Origin of the sequence: Corallococcus sp. 4LFB (genome assembly GCF_046520365.1) — a bacterium.
Lineage (GTDB): Bacteria > Myxococcota > Myxococcia > Myxococcales > Myxococcaceae > Corallococcus > Corallococcus caeni.
The window spans coordinates 1-17,166 of sequence record NZ_JBKGHJ010000142.1 but is presented as its reverse complement, the minus strand read 5'-3'; the positions used below and the strand labels follow the sequence as shown (position 1 = coordinate 17,166).

The 17,166-nt window shown below is 71.8% G+C and carries 12 protein-coding genes; 6 read left to right on the top strand and 6 right to left on the bottom strand.

The annotated features are described in order from the left end of the window. Positions 1 to 314: 314 nt before the first annotated feature. Positions 315 to 611 (bottom strand): hypothetical protein, encoded by a 297-nt coding sequence (locus tag ACLEQD_RS17355; RefSeq protein ID WP_410385359.1) that lies wholly within the window; start codon positions 609 to 611, stop codon positions 315 to 317. Between the two features lie 129 nt (positions 612 to 740). Next, positions 741 to 2,561, bottom strand: a complete 1,821-nt coding sequence (locus ACLEQD_RS17350) for an aminopeptidase P family protein (protein ID WP_410385357.1) — start codon at positions 2,559 to 2,561, stop codon at positions 741 to 743. 293 nt (positions 2,562 to 2,854) lie between these two features. Here ACLEQD_RS17350 and ACLEQD_RS17345 point away from each other — a divergent pair, with 293 nt between their 5' ends. Then, entirely contained in the window at positions 2,855 to 4,099 is a 1,245-nt protein-coding gene (locus ACLEQD_RS17345; protein ID WP_410385355.1) for a glycosyltransferase family 4 protein, read from the top strand. A gap of 438 nt (positions 4,100 to 4,537) precedes the next feature. On the opposite strand, the gene ACLEQD_RS17340 is transcribed toward ACLEQD_RS17345, so the two are convergent. Continuing rightward, entirely contained in the window at positions 4,538 to 5,674 is a 1,137-nt protein-coding gene (locus ACLEQD_RS17340; protein ID WP_410385353.1) for a glycosyltransferase family 4 protein, read from the bottom strand. A gap of 20 nt (positions 5,675 to 5,694) precedes the next feature. Continuing rightward, positions 5,695 to 6,834 carry a glycosyltransferase family 4 protein gene (locus ACLEQD_RS17335; protein WP_410385351.1) on the bottom strand — a complete coding sequence of 380 codons (1,140 nt, stop codon included), beginning with the start codon at positions 6,832 to 6,834 and terminating at the stop codon, positions 5,695 to 5,697. Between the two features lie 129 nt (positions 6,835 to 6,963). On the opposite strand from ACLEQD_RS17335, the gene ACLEQD_RS17330 reads away from it, so the two are divergent. The 3 genes from ACLEQD_RS17330 (at position 6,964) to ACLEQD_RS17320 (ending at position 10,588) form a co-directional block, all read left to right on the top strand. After that, entirely contained in the window at positions 6,964 to 7,500 is a 537-nt protein-coding gene (locus ACLEQD_RS17330) for a DUF2007 domain-containing protein (RefSeq protein WP_410385349.1), read from the top strand. 126 nt (positions 7,501 to 7,626) lie between these two features. Further along, positions 7,627 to 8,280, top strand: coding sequence for a hypothetical protein (locus ACLEQD_RS17325; RefSeq protein WP_410385347.1), 654 nt, complete (start codon positions 7,627 to 7,629; stop codon positions 8,278 to 8,280). A gap of 106 nt (positions 8,281 to 8,386) precedes the next feature. Further along, positions 8,387 to 10,588 carry a DUF4082 domain-containing protein gene (locus tag ACLEQD_RS17320; protein WP_410385345.1) on the top strand — a complete coding sequence of 734 codons (2,202 nt, stop codon included), beginning with the start codon at positions 8,387 to 8,389 and terminating at the stop codon, positions 10,586 to 10,588. A 65-nt stretch (positions 10,589 to 10,653) separates the two neighbouring features. Here ACLEQD_RS17320 and ACLEQD_RS17315 read toward each other — a convergent pair whose 3' ends face one another. Continuing rightward, positions 10,654 to 11,916 (bottom strand): RNA polymerase sigma factor, encoded by a 1,263-nt coding sequence (locus tag ACLEQD_RS17315; RefSeq protein ID WP_410385343.1) that lies wholly within the window; start codon positions 11,914 to 11,916, stop codon positions 10,654 to 10,656. A 123-nt stretch (positions 11,917 to 12,039) separates the two neighbouring features. After that, positions 12,040 to 14,145 carry an elongation factor G gene (gene fusA / locus ACLEQD_RS17310; RefSeq protein WP_410385341.1) on the bottom strand — a complete coding sequence of 702 codons (2,106 nt, stop codon included), beginning with the start codon at positions 14,143 to 14,145 and terminating at the stop codon, positions 12,040 to 12,042. A 486-nt stretch (positions 14,146 to 14,631) separates the two neighbouring features. Here fusA and ACLEQD_RS17305 point away from each other — a divergent pair, with 486 nt between their 5' ends. Together ACLEQD_RS17305 and ACLEQD_RS17300 are read left to right on the top strand one after the other, a co-directional pair. After that, positions 14,632 to 16,134, top strand: coding sequence for a hypothetical protein (locus ACLEQD_RS17305; protein WP_410385339.1), 1,503 nt, complete (start codon positions 14,632 to 14,634; stop codon positions 16,132 to 16,134). Positions 16,135 to 16,235: 101 nt separating this feature from the next. Then, on the top strand, positions 16,236 to 17,166 hold a 931-nt coding region (locus ACLEQD_RS17300), incomplete at its 3' end, for a prephenate dehydrogenase/arogenate dehydrogenase family protein (protein WP_410385337.1).

The following is a 17,166-nucleotide window of genomic DNA, read 5'->3' as shown; positions in this document are numbered from 1 at the left end:
CAGCGGCTTCCGCGGCGGCGCGTGCGGCGGCCTCGGCGGCGGCACGGGCAGCGGCGGCGGCGGAGCCATCAATAGGGGTGGACATGGGCGGAACTCCTACCTTTTAGAAACCGAGAAAGTTCCCCGGATTCTCTACATTTTGCGGCGAATGTTGCCTGACTTCCCGCAGTCTCACGAGTCCCCGGGGAGGACGGGGCCGGTACGTCATTGCCCCTCAACGGGTTACATGGATCGCCGCGCCCGCATGACGCGCAAAGACATAGCGGACACAATGGATGTCCCCGGGGAAGGCCCCCGCGCCCCGTCCGGCTGCGTCATGCCCTGGCGGAGGGGCGGAGCATCCACTGGCCCAGCAGGACGCACCCGACGGAGCTGACCAGGGTGAGCACCGCCACGGCGGGGAACGAAGCCTCCGCGCTCATGAACAGCGCCAGGGGAGACCAGCCCACGAGGAAGGACGCCGGGGTGATCAGCAGGGCCCGCGGATCGCGGGGATCGCGAACCAGGGCCTGGATGGCGCCCAGGGCCAGCCCGGTGACGGCCAGGCCGGTGAGCATCATCAGGGGAAAGCTCCGGCCGAACATCCGCGCGTACACCCCGGCCCAATCCATCCCATGTCCTGGCGCCTCGCCGCTCCCCGCCAGCGGACACTGTCCGTGGGCCGGGGCCTACGGCTTGACCTGATATGCATTGAGGCCCGCGGTGTCTGCCCATTCCGTCCGGCCGCGAGCAGCGCGGCTTCAGAGGGGCTGGGTGCGCTGGAGCAGCCAGTCGCGCCCGGCGCCCTGGAGGTGGGGCTGGAGCCGCTCGCGCACGGTGGCGTGATAGGCATTGAGCCAGTCGGTCTCCTCCCGCGACAGCAGGGCCGGGTCCACCAGCCGCGTGTCGATGGGGCAGAGGCTCAGCGTCTCGAAGCGCAGGAAGTCGCCGAACTCCGTCTTGCGGTCGGGCACCGCGGCGATGAGGTTCTCGATGCGGATGCCCCAGCGGCCCGGGCGGTAGAGGCCGGGCTCGTTGGAGGTGATCATCCCCGGCTCCAGCGCCGTGGTGGGGTCGTTGGGCATCGTCGGGGAGACGCCGTGCGGCCCCTCGTGGACGTTGAGGAAGAAGCCCACGCCGTGGCCCGTGCCGTGGCCGTAGTCCAGCCCCTCCGCCCACAGCGGCGAGCGCGCCAGCGCGTCCAGGTTCGGGGAGCGGGTGCCCCGGGGGAAGCGGGCCCGGGACAGGTTGATCATCCCGCGCAGCACCAAGGTGAAGTCGCGCCGCTGCTCCGCCGTGGGCTCCCCCACGGGCACCACGCGGGTGATGTCCGTGGTGCCGGACGTGTACTGCCCGCCGGAGTCGATGAGCAGCAGGCCCCGCGGCTGCTGCCCCGGCAGGCACACCGTCGCGTGCGAGGCCTGCGTCGCGCGGTAGTGCGGCATCGCGGCGTTCGCGTTGAACGCGGCGATGGTGGAGAAGCTGAGCGACACGAAGCCCGGACGCCTTGCCCGCTCCGCGGAGAGGCGCTCGTCGACGGTCAGCTCGGTGATGGGCTCGCGGCCCAGGGCGGACTCGAACCAGGCGAAGAACGCGCACAGCGCGGCCCCGTCCTGCTCCATCGCGTGGCGGAAGTGCGCGAGCTCCGCGTCCGTCTTGCGCGACTTGGCCACGGTGGACGGGTTGAGCCCCTCCACCACGCTCACGCCCTTGCCCACCGCCTGCCGCAGCCCGTGGGTGATGCGCCGGGGGTCCACGAGCAGCCGCGTCCCCTCCGGCAGCGCCTCCAGCGCGCGGGCCGCCTCGTCGTAGGGGTGGAGGGTGACGCCGTCCGCCTCCAGCTCCGCGCGCAGTGCGTCCGGCACCTTGCCCGCCCCGATGAACAGGCGGGCCCCGCCGGGCTCCACCAGCAGGTGCGCCAGGAACACCGGGATGTAGTCCACGTCCGCGCCGCGCAGGTTCGTCAGCCACGCGACATCATCCAGCGTGGAGATGAAGTGGTGCGTCGCGCCCAGCACGCCCATCTCCGCGCGCACGGCCCGCAGCTTGTCCGTGCGAGGCACCGGGGACAGCGCGTGCGCGTACACGGGCGCGGCGGGAAGGGGCGGCCGGTCCGCCCAGGCCTCCGCCACCACGTCCAGGTCCGTGCGCAGCACCACCCCCGCCGCCGCCAGCTGCGTGGCCGCCGAGCGCGCCAGGCCCAGGCCCAGCACCGCCCCGTCCACCGCCACCACCTGCCCCGGTTGCACGTTCGCGGCCAGCCAGTCCAGGTGCGACTGCCCGGGCGCGTTCGTCGTGCGCACCGTCGCGATACCGCTGCCCTTCAGCTGGGCGTCCGCCTGATCCCAGTAGCGGCTGTCCACCCACAGGCCCGCGTACTCCGCCGTCACCACCAGCGTGGCCAGGGAGCCGGTGAAGCCAGACGCCCACTCGCGTCCCTTCCAGCGGCCCGGCAGGTAGGTGGACAGGTGCGGGTCGCTCGTCGGCACCCAGACCGCCGCCACACCGCGCTCCCGCATCACCTGCCGCAGCCGCGCGATGCGCTCGCGCGCCGCGGCCCCCTGCGTCTGCTCAAGGCCCATGGCTTCCTCCGTCGTTGCGCCGCCCCCGTCCTCATGCCGGAAACAGCGCGCCTTTTCGAGGCCCTCGCACCCCGGGTCCCACCCGGGTCAATACTCCCGGGAATCCCGCTGTCGCCCGGAAGACGCGGTGCGGCACCCCGTCGCGTCGCGGCTCCGCGATGTGTTGTCCATTGATGGGAAAGTGTCGCGAGCCCCTGGGCCGCTTGCGAGCAGGTGCTTACCAAGCCGGTGGCCGTGGTGAGGAGCACGCGGCCCAGGTCCACCCGTCTCCTGAGCAGGTCTGGTTTTCCACCGTGCGACGCGTTCTCGCCATCCTTCCCTACGTTCCTCTGCCTTCGGATACGGGCGGCACCCTGCGCACGCTCGAGCTGGTGCGTGCGCTTGCCTCGCGCTTCGAGCTGGAAGTGTTCGCGGTGCACCGGGCGGGCAACGACGCCGAGGGCTTCAAGCGCTGGCTGGAAGGCCTGGGCGTGCCGGCCTCCAGGCTGCACCTGGTGGACCTGCCGCGGGTGGCGCTCGGGGAGACCTTGAACAGCAGCCGGGCCTTCCTGCGGGGCACGCCGCTCACCTACGTCCGCTTCGGGCGCCAGGGCCTGAGTGACGCCCTCCGCAAGGTGCTGACGGAGCGGGGCCCCTTCGACATCATCCACTTCGACCACCTGCACATGGCGCAGCTGTTGCCGCTGGCGCGGCAGCTCAACCCGGGCGCGCACCTGGTCATCGACGAGCACAACGTGGAGAGCCAGGTGCTCGCGCGCATGGCGCCCCTGAGCGCGCCGCTGCTGCGGCCGTTCCTCAACTGGCAGTTCCAGCGGGTGGAGCGGCTGGAGCGCGAGTGCGTGAGCCAGGCGGACACCGTGCTGGCGTGCTCGGACGTGGACGCCCAGCAGCTTCGCGCCCTGGGAGCGAAGCACGTGCAGGTGGTGCCCAACGGCGTGAAGCTGCCGGACTTCGCGCCCCGGGCGGCCATGGGTGACGACCTGGTCTTCGTGGGCTCCATGGACTGGTGGCCCAACGAGGACGCCGTGCTGCGGCTGGCGCGCGAGGTGTGGCCGCTGGTGTCGTCGGACCTGTCGGCCGGCAAGCTGCTGGTGGTGGGCCGCAGCCCGCCCGCGTCCGTGCGCGCCCTGGAGAACGAGCGGCTGGTGGTGACGGGCTCGGTGCCGTCGGTGGCGCCGTACCTGGCGCGTGCGCTGGCGACGGCCATTCCCCTGCGCGCGGGCAGCGGGACGCGCCTCAAGGTGCTGGAAGCCGCGGCGGCGGGCGTGCCCGTGGTGGCCACGCGCCTCGCGGTGGAGGGGTTGCCGGTGGTGGAGGGGCAGCATGTCCTCCTCGCGGAGTCCCCCCAGGAGTTCGCCGCCGCGCTGCGCCGGCTGCGCCAGGATCCGGACCTCTGCAGCCGGCTCGCGCAAAACGCCCGCCGCATGGCGGAGTCCTTCGCGTGGGACGGCATCGGGGCAGGCCTGGGCGAGCTCTACCTGAACGCGCCGGTCGTGCGCGGCGACGGGACCAGGCCCTCGGGGTCGGAAGCCCACTGAGCCCGTCCTGGGCGGAGTGCGGTGGGTCTCGATCTCGCGCCGAAGCCTTCAGCCTCGGCGTCCATCTCCACGGCTGAGAAGGTAAGAACCGGCGGGAGGCCGCCCTCCGCGGCGTCCTGCGCGAACCGGTCCGACTGTCGGACCAGTTGGGCAAGTCATGGCCAGGAGGGCCCCCGGTCCAGCCGGGCCGCGGCAACTGGTCCGACTGTCGGACCAGTTGGGCAAGTCATGGCAGGACGGCCTCCGCGTCCCCCGTGCCCGACAGCCTGTCCGACTGTCCGACCAGTTGGGCCCGGCATGGCAGGGGTTCCTCCGCTTCATCCGGGGGCAGAAACCTGTCCGACCACCGGACAGGTTGGGGCCGCGCCGGACCGGAGCCGGAAGACACCGCGCGTCCGTGCAGGAGGCGGTGGACCTTCACCGCAGGCCTGGATCGCCCTACCCGGCCGAGGCCTGGGCGTGAGGCTGATCCACGAGCGCGGGCAGGTAGAGCGATTCGATGTAGCGATTCGCCATCCGCTCCGGTGCGTGGTGGGCCACGACGTACTCCCGCGCGGCCTGCGCCATCCGCGTCCTCCAACCCGGGGCCGCCAGCAGTCCCGCGAGCGCCGAGGCCAGCGTGCCCGCGTCTCCCGGCGGCACCACGAGCCCGCGCCCGGTGCCCAGCACATGGGGCAGCTCGCCGACTCCGGACGCCACCAGCGGCCGCCCCAGCGCCATCGCTTCCAGCGCGACCAGCGGCATGCCTTCCCGCAGGGACGGCATCACCACCACGTCCGCCGCCGCATACACGCCGCGAACCTCCGAGCGGAATCCCAGGAAGCGCACCGGCAGTCCCTGCGCCTGCGCCTCCAATGACTCGCGCAGGGGGCCATCGCCCACCAGCAGCAGCGTGGGCACCGTGGCGCCGGGCGTCCGGGCCAGGCGCTGCATCGCGTCCAGGAGCACCTGGGGCCCCTTCTCCACTGACAAACGCCCCACCAGCGCGATGACGGACCCGTCCGGCGCGAGCCCCAAGGCCTCGCGGGCCTGGAGCCGCTCCTCCTCCGTGCACGCGTCCGCGAGCGGCAGCGCGTTGGGGATGTAGACCACCGGCGAGCGGTGGACGTAGCGGCGCAGGCGCGCGGTCAATTCGCGCGACACCGCCGCCACCGCGCTCGTGCAGTTGCCCAGCACGCGCGCCAGCCCCTCGTAGGCGATCAGCGCGGGCGTGGCGCCGGTGTCCCCATGGTACGTGGCCACCAGCGGCACTCCGGCGAGCGCGCTCGCGGCGGCGCCCAGCGTGAGCGACTTGTAGTCATGCGCGTGCAGCAGCCCCACGCCCCGGCGGCGGACCTCCGAGGCGAGCGTGGCCACGGCCATCGCGCTGAAGCGGCCGGGCACCTCCAGCGTCAGCGCGTCCAACCCCTGCTCCCGCGCCGCACCCGAGAGCACGTCCACCCGCCCAGGCGAAACGAGGCTGCACACCTGCGCCCGCCACGGCGACGGCGTGGACGCGGCCAGCGACAGCAAGGCCCGCTCCGCGCCGTACAGGCCGCAGGTGCTGCGCACATGGAGGATGGTGGAGTGCGGCACCCGTCGTTCTCCCGTGCCGCTCACGCCTGGGCGCGAGCCGCGGCACCCCGGTAGAGCCTCGCGTACGTGTCCACCATCGTGGACAGCGAGTAGCGCTGCACCTCGCGCTTCGCGGCCTCACCCAGGCGCGAGCGGAGGTCCGCGTCGTGGGCCAGGCGCTTCACCGCGCCAGCGAGCGCGTCCACGTCCCCGGACGGCACCAGGAGCGCCGTCTCGCCATCGCGGTGCACCTCGCGGATGGCCGGGATGGCGTGCGACACCGTGGGCAGGCCTACCGCCATCGCCTCCAGCAGCGACAGCGAGCGGCCCTCGCGGCGGGACGGCTGCACGTAGACGTCGAACGCGGGCAAGAGCTTGCTCGCCTCCAGCAGCGCGCCCGTGAAGTGCACCCGTCCGGCCAGCGGGGACGCGGCGGCGCGAGCACGCAGCGCGGCCTCCATCGGGCCGGGGCCAATCATCACCAGGTGCGTGTCCTTCGCGTCCGCGAAGTGGCGCAGGAAGGCGTCCACCAGCAGGTCCGGGCCCTTCTCCTCGGAGAGGCGGCCCAGGTAGCCCACCACGGTGGCGTCCTGTGGAAGGCCCAGGCGCTCACGCGCGGCCCTGCGGGCCTCCTCGCCCGTGGCGACCTCCAGCGGCACGCCATTCTCGATGGTGACCACGTTCGACAGCAGCTTCGGGCTCCAGCGCTCCAGGCTGGCGCGCACTTCACTGCCGCACGCGACCAGGGACTGGGTGAACATGGCGGCGGCCATGGCCGCGGGGCGCAGCTTGCCCTGCGGCTCGACCGTCTGGTGGAAGGTGCCCAGGACGGGCGTGCGCGGACGCAGCGTCCGGGTGGCGACGGCGTTGAGCCAGGGCCCCACGTCGTGGCCGTGGACCACGTCGGCGCCAAAGGCGTCCACCTCCTGGGCCAGCCGGCGGATGGCCGTGGGCGTCATGCCGGCCAGGCCTCCCAGCCACACCGTGGGGACGTTGACGCGCTGGAGCAGCTCGCGCACCGGACCGTCCGGCCCCAGGGCCAGCACCACGGACTCGATGCCCCGCTCGCGGCCATGCTGGGACAGCCGGACCACCAGCTGCTCGAGTCCGCCCATCTCCAGGCCATACATCACGTGAGCCACGCGCGTAGGCCGCGCCGTCGGGTGCAGTTCGTTCGTCATGGACGCGGGCAAGCTAGGCACGCCCCCCGGCCCCACAACCCCTGCGGGCGGTCCCCGTCCCGGCGGATGTCAGACAGTGGAAAGGTCCCTCACCGACAGGCCCCCCAGGGGCCCCACCGGAGCGCCCTTTTGGGAATCCCCGATCACGACTTCCGGCTGCTCACCACCTGCGGTGATTCCTCGGAGGCCGCGCTGCTGCGGGGCCTGCTCGAAGCGAACAGCATCCCTTGCATCGTCCAGGGCGAGCAGCACCGCTCCATGCTGGGCGTGGCCGGGGCCTACATCGAGGTGCGGGTGCTGGTCCTGGCCGGGGAACTGGAGCGCGCCCGGGAGCTGCTCACGAGCGTGCCGCAAGAGGAACCGCCTGGGAACGGCGCCGCCGCGACGCCGGATCCCGACTCCGAGGAAGCCCACTGCGCGGTGCACGGCCAGCGCGCCACGTTGACCTGCAAGCGGTGCGGCAACTTCCTGTGCGGGCACTGCGATGCAGCCAGCGCCGGCCTCTATAGAGGATTGCGCCGACCTCAAGGCTTCGGGCGCCCGGGTTCAGCGCGGCCGGAAGCGAAAGGTCGTCGCGTGGTGGATCCTGCTCTTCATGTTCGGCCCCCTCCTCCTGATCATCCTGTCGAACCTCCTGTTCGCGCCGCGGCACTGAAGCCGTCCTGACCTGGCGGGCACTCCCACCATCGAGGACGTGGCAGCCTTCCGGGAATGAAGCCCCGCCGAGCCCTCCTGCCCGTCCTCCTCGCCGTGGTCCTCGCCACCGCGTGCGCCTCCGTGTCCCGCCCTCCCGTGGAGCTGGCCACCCCGACACGGACAGGCACTCCCGCGAACGGCCTGCCCTACCGCCTCTTCGTCTCCGGACAGGCCTCACCGGAACACCCGCACCGCTTGGTGGTGTGGCTGCATCCGACGGGCACGGATGGCCTGACGCTGGTGGAGCCCCTGGCGGACGCCCTGGCCGCTCAGGGCTTCGCGCTGCTGACATTCCCCCGCGAGCACGCGGAGGGCTGGAGTGGCGCGGATGCCAACCGGATGATGCTCGGCACGCTGCCGGAGGTGGCGCGTGTCCCCGGCGTGGATGCGGAACGGCCGGTGCTGCTGGGCTTCAGCGCGGGCGCGCAGATGGCGCTCGAGCTGTGGGCGGCGCGCCCCGAAGCCTTCCGGGCCTTGGTCCTGATCGCTGGCGCCCCACGCCTGTCGCGCGGCGATGAACACACCCCACCCCGGACCTCCTCGCACGCACGCGTGCCCATCCTGTCGTTCATAGGCGAGACGGATGGGAGCGCGCCCCTGTGGCGAACGGCGCGCGAAGCCTGGCGTACGGCCGGACTGAGACTGGACGTGCGTGAGCTGCCCGGCCAAGGCCATACATGGCTGCTGGCCCTCCCTTCCGAACAATCGGCGCTGTTTCAATTCCTGGCGGAATTGTCCCGAGCGCCATGACCTTTGCCGTCAACCACGCGAGAAATGTCAACCACCCACGAAATACTTGTATTTCAGATTGACAACATGCGAAGCCGCGTCGGGTTTCACAGACAAGGAGTCCGACGTGCTTCGACATGCATCACGATGGGTCACGACGTTCGTATTGGGTTTCACCTGGATCCAGGCGGGCTGTGCTCCCGCGGAACCGCCCACTCCGGAGACACCGGAGACCACGGCGGCCTCGCAGCCGCTGCTGACCGGTGAGCGGTCGCTCCTGGGCACCACCGCGCTTCCGGCCGTGGCGGCCGCGGATGACAGCGACGCGGTGGAGCTGGGGGTGCGCTTCCGCAGCGACGCGCCGGGGCGGATCATGGGCGTGCGCTTCTACAAGGGCGCGGGCAACACGGGCACGCACACCGGCAGCCTGTGGACGGCGTCCGGCGCGCTGCTGGCCAGCGTCACCTTCCAGAACGAGTCGGCCTCCGGCTGGCAGGAGGCGCGCTTCGCCTCGCCGGTCACCATCGCGGCCGACACGAACTACGTCGTCTCGTATTACGCGCCTGCCGGGCACTACGCCGTGACGGGAAATGGCTTCGCCTCCGCGCTGGATGCGCCGCCCCTGCACGCCGAGGCGGCCACCAACGGCCTCTACCGCTATGGCAGCACCAGCGGCTTCCCGATCCACACGTTCAACGCGAGCAACTACTGGGTGGACGTGGCCTTCCAGCCCAACGACGTCACGCCCCCTCGCGCGCCCACCAACGTCACCGCCCTGCCCAACTCGCCCACCGCCATCGACCTGACGTGGTACGCGTCCGTGGACGGCAGCGGCGAGACGCAGGGCAACGCCCGCTGGCACCTGGTGTACCGGGGCAGCCAGCTCATCGCGGAGCTGCCCGGCACCACCGGGCGCTACCGCGACACCGGCCTGACGCCCTCCACCGCGTACACGTACACCGTGCGCGGCCGTGACGCCGCCGGCAACGTCAGCGAGGCCTCCACGGCCGCCACCGCCACCACGTTCGCCAACACCGCCTGCAACCCGTGCAGCCTGTGGAACAGCGTGACGGGCGACCCGCAGTTCGAGAACGCCGACACCACCCCGGCGGAGATTGGCGTGAAGTTCCGCACCGACGTGGCTGGCACGGTGACCAAGGTCCGCTACTACAAGGGCAGCACCGACACCGGCCCGCACGTGGGCCACCTGTGGAGCGCCACCGGCACGCTGCTGGCCACCACGGAGACGACGCCCGCCGAGACGGGCTTCGGCTGGCGCGAGCTGTCCTTCGCCACGCCGGTGAGCCTGGCCGCGAACACGACCTACGTCGTGTCGTACTTCGCCACCGGCGGCCGCTACGCCATCACCCCGTACTACTTCAACACCGCGGGCGTGGACGTGCCCCCGCTGCACGCCCCCTCCACCGTGGAGGCCAGCGGCAACGGCGTGCGCAACCTCAACGGCAGCGCGTTCCCCACGGAGGCGTGGCTCAACACCAACTTCTGGGTGGACGTGACGTTCGTCCCCTCGACGCCCGGCGGCCCCGCGACGGCGGACCTGACCGTGACGCAGGCGTTCCCGGATGGCACGGGCGCCAACGGCGACGTCCTCTTCTACGACATCACCGTGACGAACCAGGGCACGACGACCGCCACCGACGTCACGCTCGACGTCCCCGTGCCCACCGGCCTGAGCTACTTCTTCTATTCGGCGAACGCGCCGGGGAGCCCCGGCGGGAGCTGCTCGTTCGTCAGCGACCTGCACTGCACCTCTCCCAGCCTGGCGCCGGGCGCGAGCTTCACCATCAACGTCCAGGCCATCCCCTTCAGCACCGGGACGTTCACCAGCCAGGCCACCGTCGCGTCCTCGCAGACGGACGCCACGCCGGGCAACAACACCCACGCGCTGGCCATCCCGGTGGGCCCGTCCACCAACCTCGTCACCTTCGACACGTTCCCCGGCCAGGACGAGACCTTCAACGGCCCGCACGGCCCCATCCACTTCGGCCTCGACCGCTGGTACATCGCGTCGCCCTGGGGCGGGTTCGACACGAAGAGCGTGTCGTTCAACGGCGGTGGCCTCACCCAGGCCAGCCTGTCCATCTTCGGCCAGCGGCGCGTCCTGGGCCTGGAGGCCTTCACGTGGGACAGCGGCGCCACGCTCACGCTGAGCTGCATCGACCTGCCCACCCTCACCTTCCCCCTGACGGCGGGACAGGTGACGCACGTGGTGCCGAGCTGGACGTCACCCTGCACGGTCTTCACCCTGACGACGTCCAACGGGTGGGACACGAACTTCGACAACCTGGAGCTGTCGCCGCGCCCCTGAGCGCGTGACGGAAAGGGCGGGCGGGCATGCTTCACGGATGCCCGCCACGCCCCGAAGCGCGGCGGCTACGACGGCCGGTCGCCCGCGCACGCGGCGGCACGCGAGCGCAGCAGCGCCTGCTCCTTCGCGTTGCGCGTGAGCGACGCGGCCCGTTCGAACTCCGTTCGGGCCTCCTTCAGGCGCCCCAGCTTCTGGAGCAGGTCGCCGCGCACGGCGGGCAGCAGGTGGTAGTGCTTGAGCGACGGCTCGGCCACGAGCTGCTCCACCAGCTCCAACCCCACCGCGGGACCGAACGCCATGGACAGGGCGACGGCGCGGTTGAGCTCCACCACCGGAGATGGCGTGAGCCGCGCGAGCACCGCGTAGAGCGCCGCGATGCGCTGCCAGTCCGTCTCCTCCGGTGTGCGCGCCCGCGCGTGGCACGCGGCGATGGCGGCCTGCAACACGTAGGGCCCCGGCGCCCCCGCCTTCTCCGCGCGCTCCAGCGCCGCGAGCCCGCGGCGGATGAGGAGCTGATCCCACAGCGCGCGGTTCTGCTCCAGCAGCAGCACGGGCTCGCCCGACGGCCCCACCCGCGCCCGGGCCCGCGACGCTTGAATCTCCATCAGCGCCACCAGCCCGTGCACCTCCGGCTCCCCGGGCGCCAGCTCCGCCAGGATGCGGCCCAGGCGCAGCGCGTCCTGGCAGAGCTCCGGACGCATCCAGCCGTCGCCCGCCGTCGCGGCGTAGCCCTCGTTGAAGATGAGGTAGACGACCTCCAGCACCGACGCGAGCCGCGTCGCCAGCTCCTCGCCCCGGGGGACCTCGAAGGGGACGCCCTTCTCCGCCAGCGTGCGCTTCGCCCGCACGATGCGCTGGGCCACCGTGGGCTCCGGCACCAGGAACGCGCGGGCGATCTCATCCGTCGTCAGGCCGCCCAGCAGCCGCAGCGTGAGCGCCACGCGCGCCTCCGGGGACAGCACCGGGTGACAGGACGTGAAGATGAGGCGCAGGAGGTCGTCGCCGACGTCGTCGTCCAGGGCCGCGTCCAGGTCTGGCACCTGCGCCTCCTCCAGTCCGTGCCCCAGCTCCTCGTGCTTGCGCGCGAGCAGCTTGTGCCGGCGCATCTCGTCGATGGCGCGGCGCTTCGCGGTGGCCATGAGCCACGCGCCCGGGTTCTCCGGCACGCCCGACACCGGCCACTTCTCCAACGCCGCCACCAGCGCGTCCTGCGCCAGCTCCTCCGCCTGCCCCACGTCGCGCACCATGCGCGCAAGCCCGGCGATGAGCCGGGCGGACTCGATTCTCCACACCGCGTGCACCGCGGCCTGCGCCTTGGAAACCGTCACGGCGCGGACTCAATCAAATGCACGTCGAATGGGCGCACCGGAAATCGACACGGGGTGCGATTTCCCGCACAACACCCCGGCCCCGGGCCTCCCCTTGCGCAAAGGAAGCCCGGGGCCGTCACCTCACGCCCGCGCCTCGGCGTGGGAGGCGCTGGCGGACTCCGGCACCGGCTCGTAGGCCCCCAGGCGCATGCTGGCCTGGGCGCGTCCCTGCGTGCGGCCGCGCAGCGCCGTCACGTAGCCGAACAGGCGCGCCATGGGCACCCGCGCGGACACGCACCGCGCCGGCCCCTTCGCCTCCATCCCCAGCACCCGTCCCCGCCGCGACGCCAGGTCACCCAGCACGTCGCCCAGGAACTCCTCCGGCGTCACCACCTCCACCTCCATCACCGGCTCCAGTCCCTGCACGCCCACGCGCCGGGCGGCCTCCTGGAGCGCCAGCGAGCCCGCCACCGCGAACGCCTGCGGCGTGCTGTCCTTCACGTGCGTGTCCCCATCCACCAGCCGCACCTCCACGTCCACCAGCGGCACGCCCTCGCGCACGCCGCGCGCCATGGCGCCGGCCACGCCCTTCTCAATCGCGGGCACCAGCTCGCGGGGGATGGTGCCGCCCTTCGTGGCGTCCACGAAGACGAGCCCCGCCCCTCGCGGCGCCGGCCCCACGTCCAGCACCACGCGCGCGTACTGTCCGGGCCCGCCGGACTGGCGGACGTGGCGGTACTCCTGGCGCACCGCGCCCCGCAGCGTGTCGCGGTACGCCACCTTCGGCTGTCCCACGCGCGCCTCCACGCCGAACTCCGTCCTCAACCGGTCCACGACCACCTCCAGGTGCAGCTCACCCATGCCGGACAGCAGCACCTGGCCGCTGTCAGGATCCACGCCCAGGCGCAGCGACGGGTCCTCCGCCGCCAGCCGTTGCAGGCCCTCTTCCAGCTTCGGCAGCTCCGCGGGGGAGCGCGCCTCCACGGCGAGCTGCACCACGGGCTCCATCACGTTCAACGCCTCCAGCACCACCGGCGCGTCCGGGTCGCACAGCGTGTCGCCCGTGCGGACGCCCTTGAGCCCCAGCGCCGCGCACAGGTCGCCCGCGTGCACCTCCGCCACCTCCTCGCGGCGGTTGGCGTGCATGAACATCAGGCGCCCCACCCGCTCACGCCGTCCGGTGACGGGGTTGAGCAGGACGGTGCCCGCGCGCAGCGTGCCGGAGTACACCCGCAGGAACACGATGCCGCCCACGGCCTTGTCGCTCATCAGCTTGAACGCCAGGGCCGCTGGCGGACCGGAGTCCGACACGGGACGGCTGACGCGCTCGCCGGTGCCGGGCGCAAAGCCCTCCACGACGGCCACGTCCGCGGGTGACGGCAGGTAGCTGACGACCGCATCCAGGAGCATCTGCACACCCTTCTTCTTGAAGGCCGACCCGCACAGCACCGGCACCAGGGTCCGCGCGAGGGTGCCCGAGCGCAGCGCGCGCTCCAGGTCCTCCACGGTGAGGTCCTCCACCCGCCCGTCCACGAACTTCTCCAGCACGCCCTCATCCACGTCCGCGCAGACTTCAATCAGACGCATGCGGTACGGCAGCACGGCGTCCAACAGCTCCGGCGGCACGGGCGCGTCATCGTCGAAGCCGCCGCCGTCGCCCTGGAAGCGCACCAGCCGCATGCGCACCAGGTCCACGAGCCCCTGGAAGTCCGCGCCGTCGCCCACGGGCCACTGCACGGCCACCGGGCGCACGCCCAGCCGGTCCACCATGGACTGCACGCTCGCGGAGAAGTCCGCGCCCACCTTGTCCATCTTGTTGATGAACGCGATGCGCGGCACGCCGTAGCGGTCCGCCTGACGCCACACCGTCTCCGACTGCGGCTCCACGCCCTGGCTGGCGTCGAACACCGCCACCGCGCCGTCCAGCACGCGCAGCGAGCGCTCCACCTCGATGGTGAAGTCCACGTGGCCCGGCGTGTCCAGGATGTTGATGCGGTGGGGCACGCCCGCCTCCCGCCCGTGACGCGGCTGCCAGAAGGCCGTCGTCGCCGCGGACGTGATGGTGATGCCGCGCTTCTTCTCCTGCTCCATCCAGTCCATCTCCGTGGAGCCCGTGTGCACCTCTCCCGTGGAGTGGATGCGGCCGGTGAAGAAGAGGACGCGCTCGGTGAGCGTCGTCTTGCCCGCGTCGATGTGGGCCATGATGCCGATGTTGCGGTACCGCTCGATGCGCGTGGTGCGAGGCATGAAAGACTCCCGTTCCCGTCCGGGCAGCGAGGCCCGCGGGTGTATTGAATTGAGACGCCGGTTGGATGAGAGGAATCAGCCCGCGGCAGGCCTCAGGGCGCGCACGTCCAGGGACGCGCGAGGACGCACGAAGGCACCGCGGGGACTTTTCGGGCGGAGACGGGGCTCACGGCACGCGGGCAACCAGCCACGGCGCGCACCGGAGCCATCCGGTCCGCCTGCTCAAATATCGAGCAGAACCTCGTGACGGGGGGCGAGGCGCACGTCCGCCGCCGGCGCGAAGGCGCTCAGGGTCGGCAGGGCATGGAAGGTGACGGGCCTCATGACTCAATAGGAGTAAGACAGACGGACCCCACTGTCAACCTGGCGGGCTCCGCCGTGTTTCACGCCCGGAAATAAATCCCCGCAAAAGAATATCCGCCGCGCGCGCCGTAGACGTGGCGGTTGGCGCCAGACGCCAGCCCCTGAATCCTCCGAGGGGGAAGTATGTCCACGTTTCACAAGAGCCTGCTGACGGCCTCCATGGCTCTCGTCGGCTTGAATGGGTGTGTCTACGGTTTCATCTATGACTCGGCGACGGGCAGCGCCGTGGAGGGCGTGACGGTCTACGTCGCCTCCGGCACCTGCTCCGGCACGGGCTGTGGCACCGGCCTCCCGACCCAGACGACGGACTCGTCGGGCCTCTTCGTCTTCGACGCGTACGGCAACCACAACGGCGAGGACGACGTCCAGATCGTCATGCCGGCGTCCGGCGAGGAGGCGGTGCGGCTCGTCTATTCGCGCTCGGGCTACCGCTCCGTCACCGTCTACCACCGGCCCAAGTACGAGACGATGACGCAGAACGGGACCGACTATCAGGTCTCCGCCGTGCAGTCTGTGTACCTGTGCGCGCTCAACGCCGTGGACACCGACGGCGACGGCGTCTGTGACGCGGCCGAGGCCCGGTACGGCACCAACCCCAACAACTCCGACACGGACGGGGACCGCATCAGCGACTTCGCGGAGCTGTACGGCTACGGCGGCGTGGACCTGCACTACTGGGGCGCGGATCCGCGCAAGAAGGACGTCTTCGTGGAGGTGGACTACTACGCGGACCGCAAGCCCACGCAGGCGGCGCTGGACCGCGTGACGACGGCCTTCGCCAACGCGCCCGTCTCCAACCCCAACGGCTCCACGGGCATCGCGCTGCACCTGGTGCTGGATTCGCAGATCGCCGCCGCGGACGCGGACGCGGACCTGAGCCCGGTGTGGACGGACGTCGACGTCATCAAGGCGAAGTACTTCAAGTCGCGCCGCGCGCCCTTCTTCCACTACGCCCTGTTCGCGAACACCTACAACGGCGGCACCTCCAGCGGCATCTCCCGCGGCATCCCCGCACACGACTTCATCGTGACGCTGGGCGGCTGGTCCGTGCCGGGCGGCACGGAGTTGCAGCAGGCCGGCACCCTCATGCACGAGCTGGGTCACAACATCGGCCTGCGTCACGGCGGCACCGACGACAGCAACTACAAGGCCAACTACCTGAGCCAGATGAACTACGAGTACCAGATGTACGGCCTGCGCGTGGACGGCGTGGACAACGTGCTGGACTACTCGCGCGTGCGCATCGCCTCCATCAGCGAGGCGTCCATCAACGAGGTCTCCGCCTTCGCGCCCATCGCCCCCACCACGGAGGCGGACCTGGCCCACATCGGCGTGCGCATCAACGGCGTGCAGCGCGCCGGCACCGCGAGCGCGAACCTGGACTTCAACGGCAACGGCACCATCCAGGCCGCGTCCTACGCCTACAGCCTCAACCACGACGCGGACACCACGGACCTCCTCCCCGCGTCGCAGCATGACTGGCTGGCGCTGGTGTACGACGGCGCCGGGCAGATTGGCGACGGCTGGCTGGGCACGTCCCAGGGCCTGAACCGTCAGCAGCCCTTCTTCGTCCTCCCGGAGAAGACCGAGGCCTGCCTCACCGCGGAGATGTTCCGCGCCCGGTAGTCCAAGGCTCCCCACCCTGGGAAGTCGTCCCCCGCCGGGTTCCTCCTCACGAGGGACCCGGCGGTCGTCTCTCCGCGGCAGGCCCGCGTAGACTCCGGCGCATGCCGCATGTCGCACTCGTGGGATACGGACGTTTTGGACGCGCGCTGGGAACGCTGCTGGAGGCGGTGGGGGTGGAGCACCGCGCCCTGGACCCGGTGGCGGACATCCCGGAGCCGCTCCGCGCGCGCTCGGTGCCGGAGCTGCTGGAGGGCGCGGAGCTGGTGGTGATGTCCGTCCCGGTGCCCCAGATGCGGGACGTGCTGAAGGCGCTGCGGCCCTTCCTCACGCCGGAGCACCTGGTGCTGGACGTGGGCAGCGTGAAGGTGAAGCCCGTGGAGGCGCTGACGGAGGTGCTGGGCGCGCAGGTGCCGTGGGTGGGGACGCATCCGCTCTTCGGCCCCTTGAGCCTGGCCATGGCAGAGCGCCCCATGCGCGTCGTGCTCTGCCCCAATCCGCTGCATCCGGAGGCGGCCCCGCGCGCCCGGCGCTTCTACGAGGGGCTGGGCTGCGAGGTGATTGAGCAGACGCCGGAGGGCCATGACCGGGTGATGGCGCGCACGCACGCCCTCACGTTCTTCGTGGCCAAGGGGATGGTGGACTCGGGCGCGGCGGCGGACGTGCCCTTCGCGCCGGCCAGCTTCAAGGCGCTGTCGCGCACCATCGAGACCGTGCGCGCGGACGCGGGCCACCTCTTCAACGCCATCCAGCAGGAGAACCCCTTCGCCACGGAGGCGCGCGGGCGGCTGCTCGCGGCGCTCCAGGGCATCCACCGGGACCTGGAGACCGCCCCCACCGTGGCGCATGCACGCGATGCGTCGGGACTCGCCGCGCCCGGGCTGGAGCCGGCGGCGCCAGCCCCCGGAGCCGCGCGACCACATCGACGCGCTCGACCGGGAGCTGGTGGAGCTGCTCGCCCGCCGCGAGGAGCTGGCCCGGCGAAACCGGGTCACGCTGCCGCCCCCCACCTCCAACGGCAGTCCTCCTGCCTCC

Bases quoted from the DNA above. Each gene is read 5' to 3' on its own strand.
- ACLEQD_RS17355 (WP_410385359.1), bottom strand. From the start codon at position 611: ATGGATTGGGCCGGGGTGTACGCGCGGATGTTCGGCCGGAGCTTTCCC.
- ACLEQD_RS17350 (WP_410385357.1), bottom strand. From the start codon at position 2,561: ATGGGCCTTGAGCAGACGCAGGGGGCCGCGGCGCGCGAGCGCATCGCG.
- ACLEQD_RS17335 (WP_410385351.1), bottom strand. From the start codon at position 6,834: ATGACGAACGAACTGCACCCGACGGCGCGGCCTACGCGCGTGGCTCAC.
- fusA (WP_410385341.1), bottom strand. From the start codon at position 14,145: ATGCCTCGCACCACGCGCATCGAGCGGTACCGCAACATCGGCATCATG.
- ACLEQD_RS17305 (WP_410385339.1), top strand. From the start codon at position 14,632: ATGTCCACGTTTCACAAGAGCCTGCTGACGGCCTCCATGGCTCTCGTC.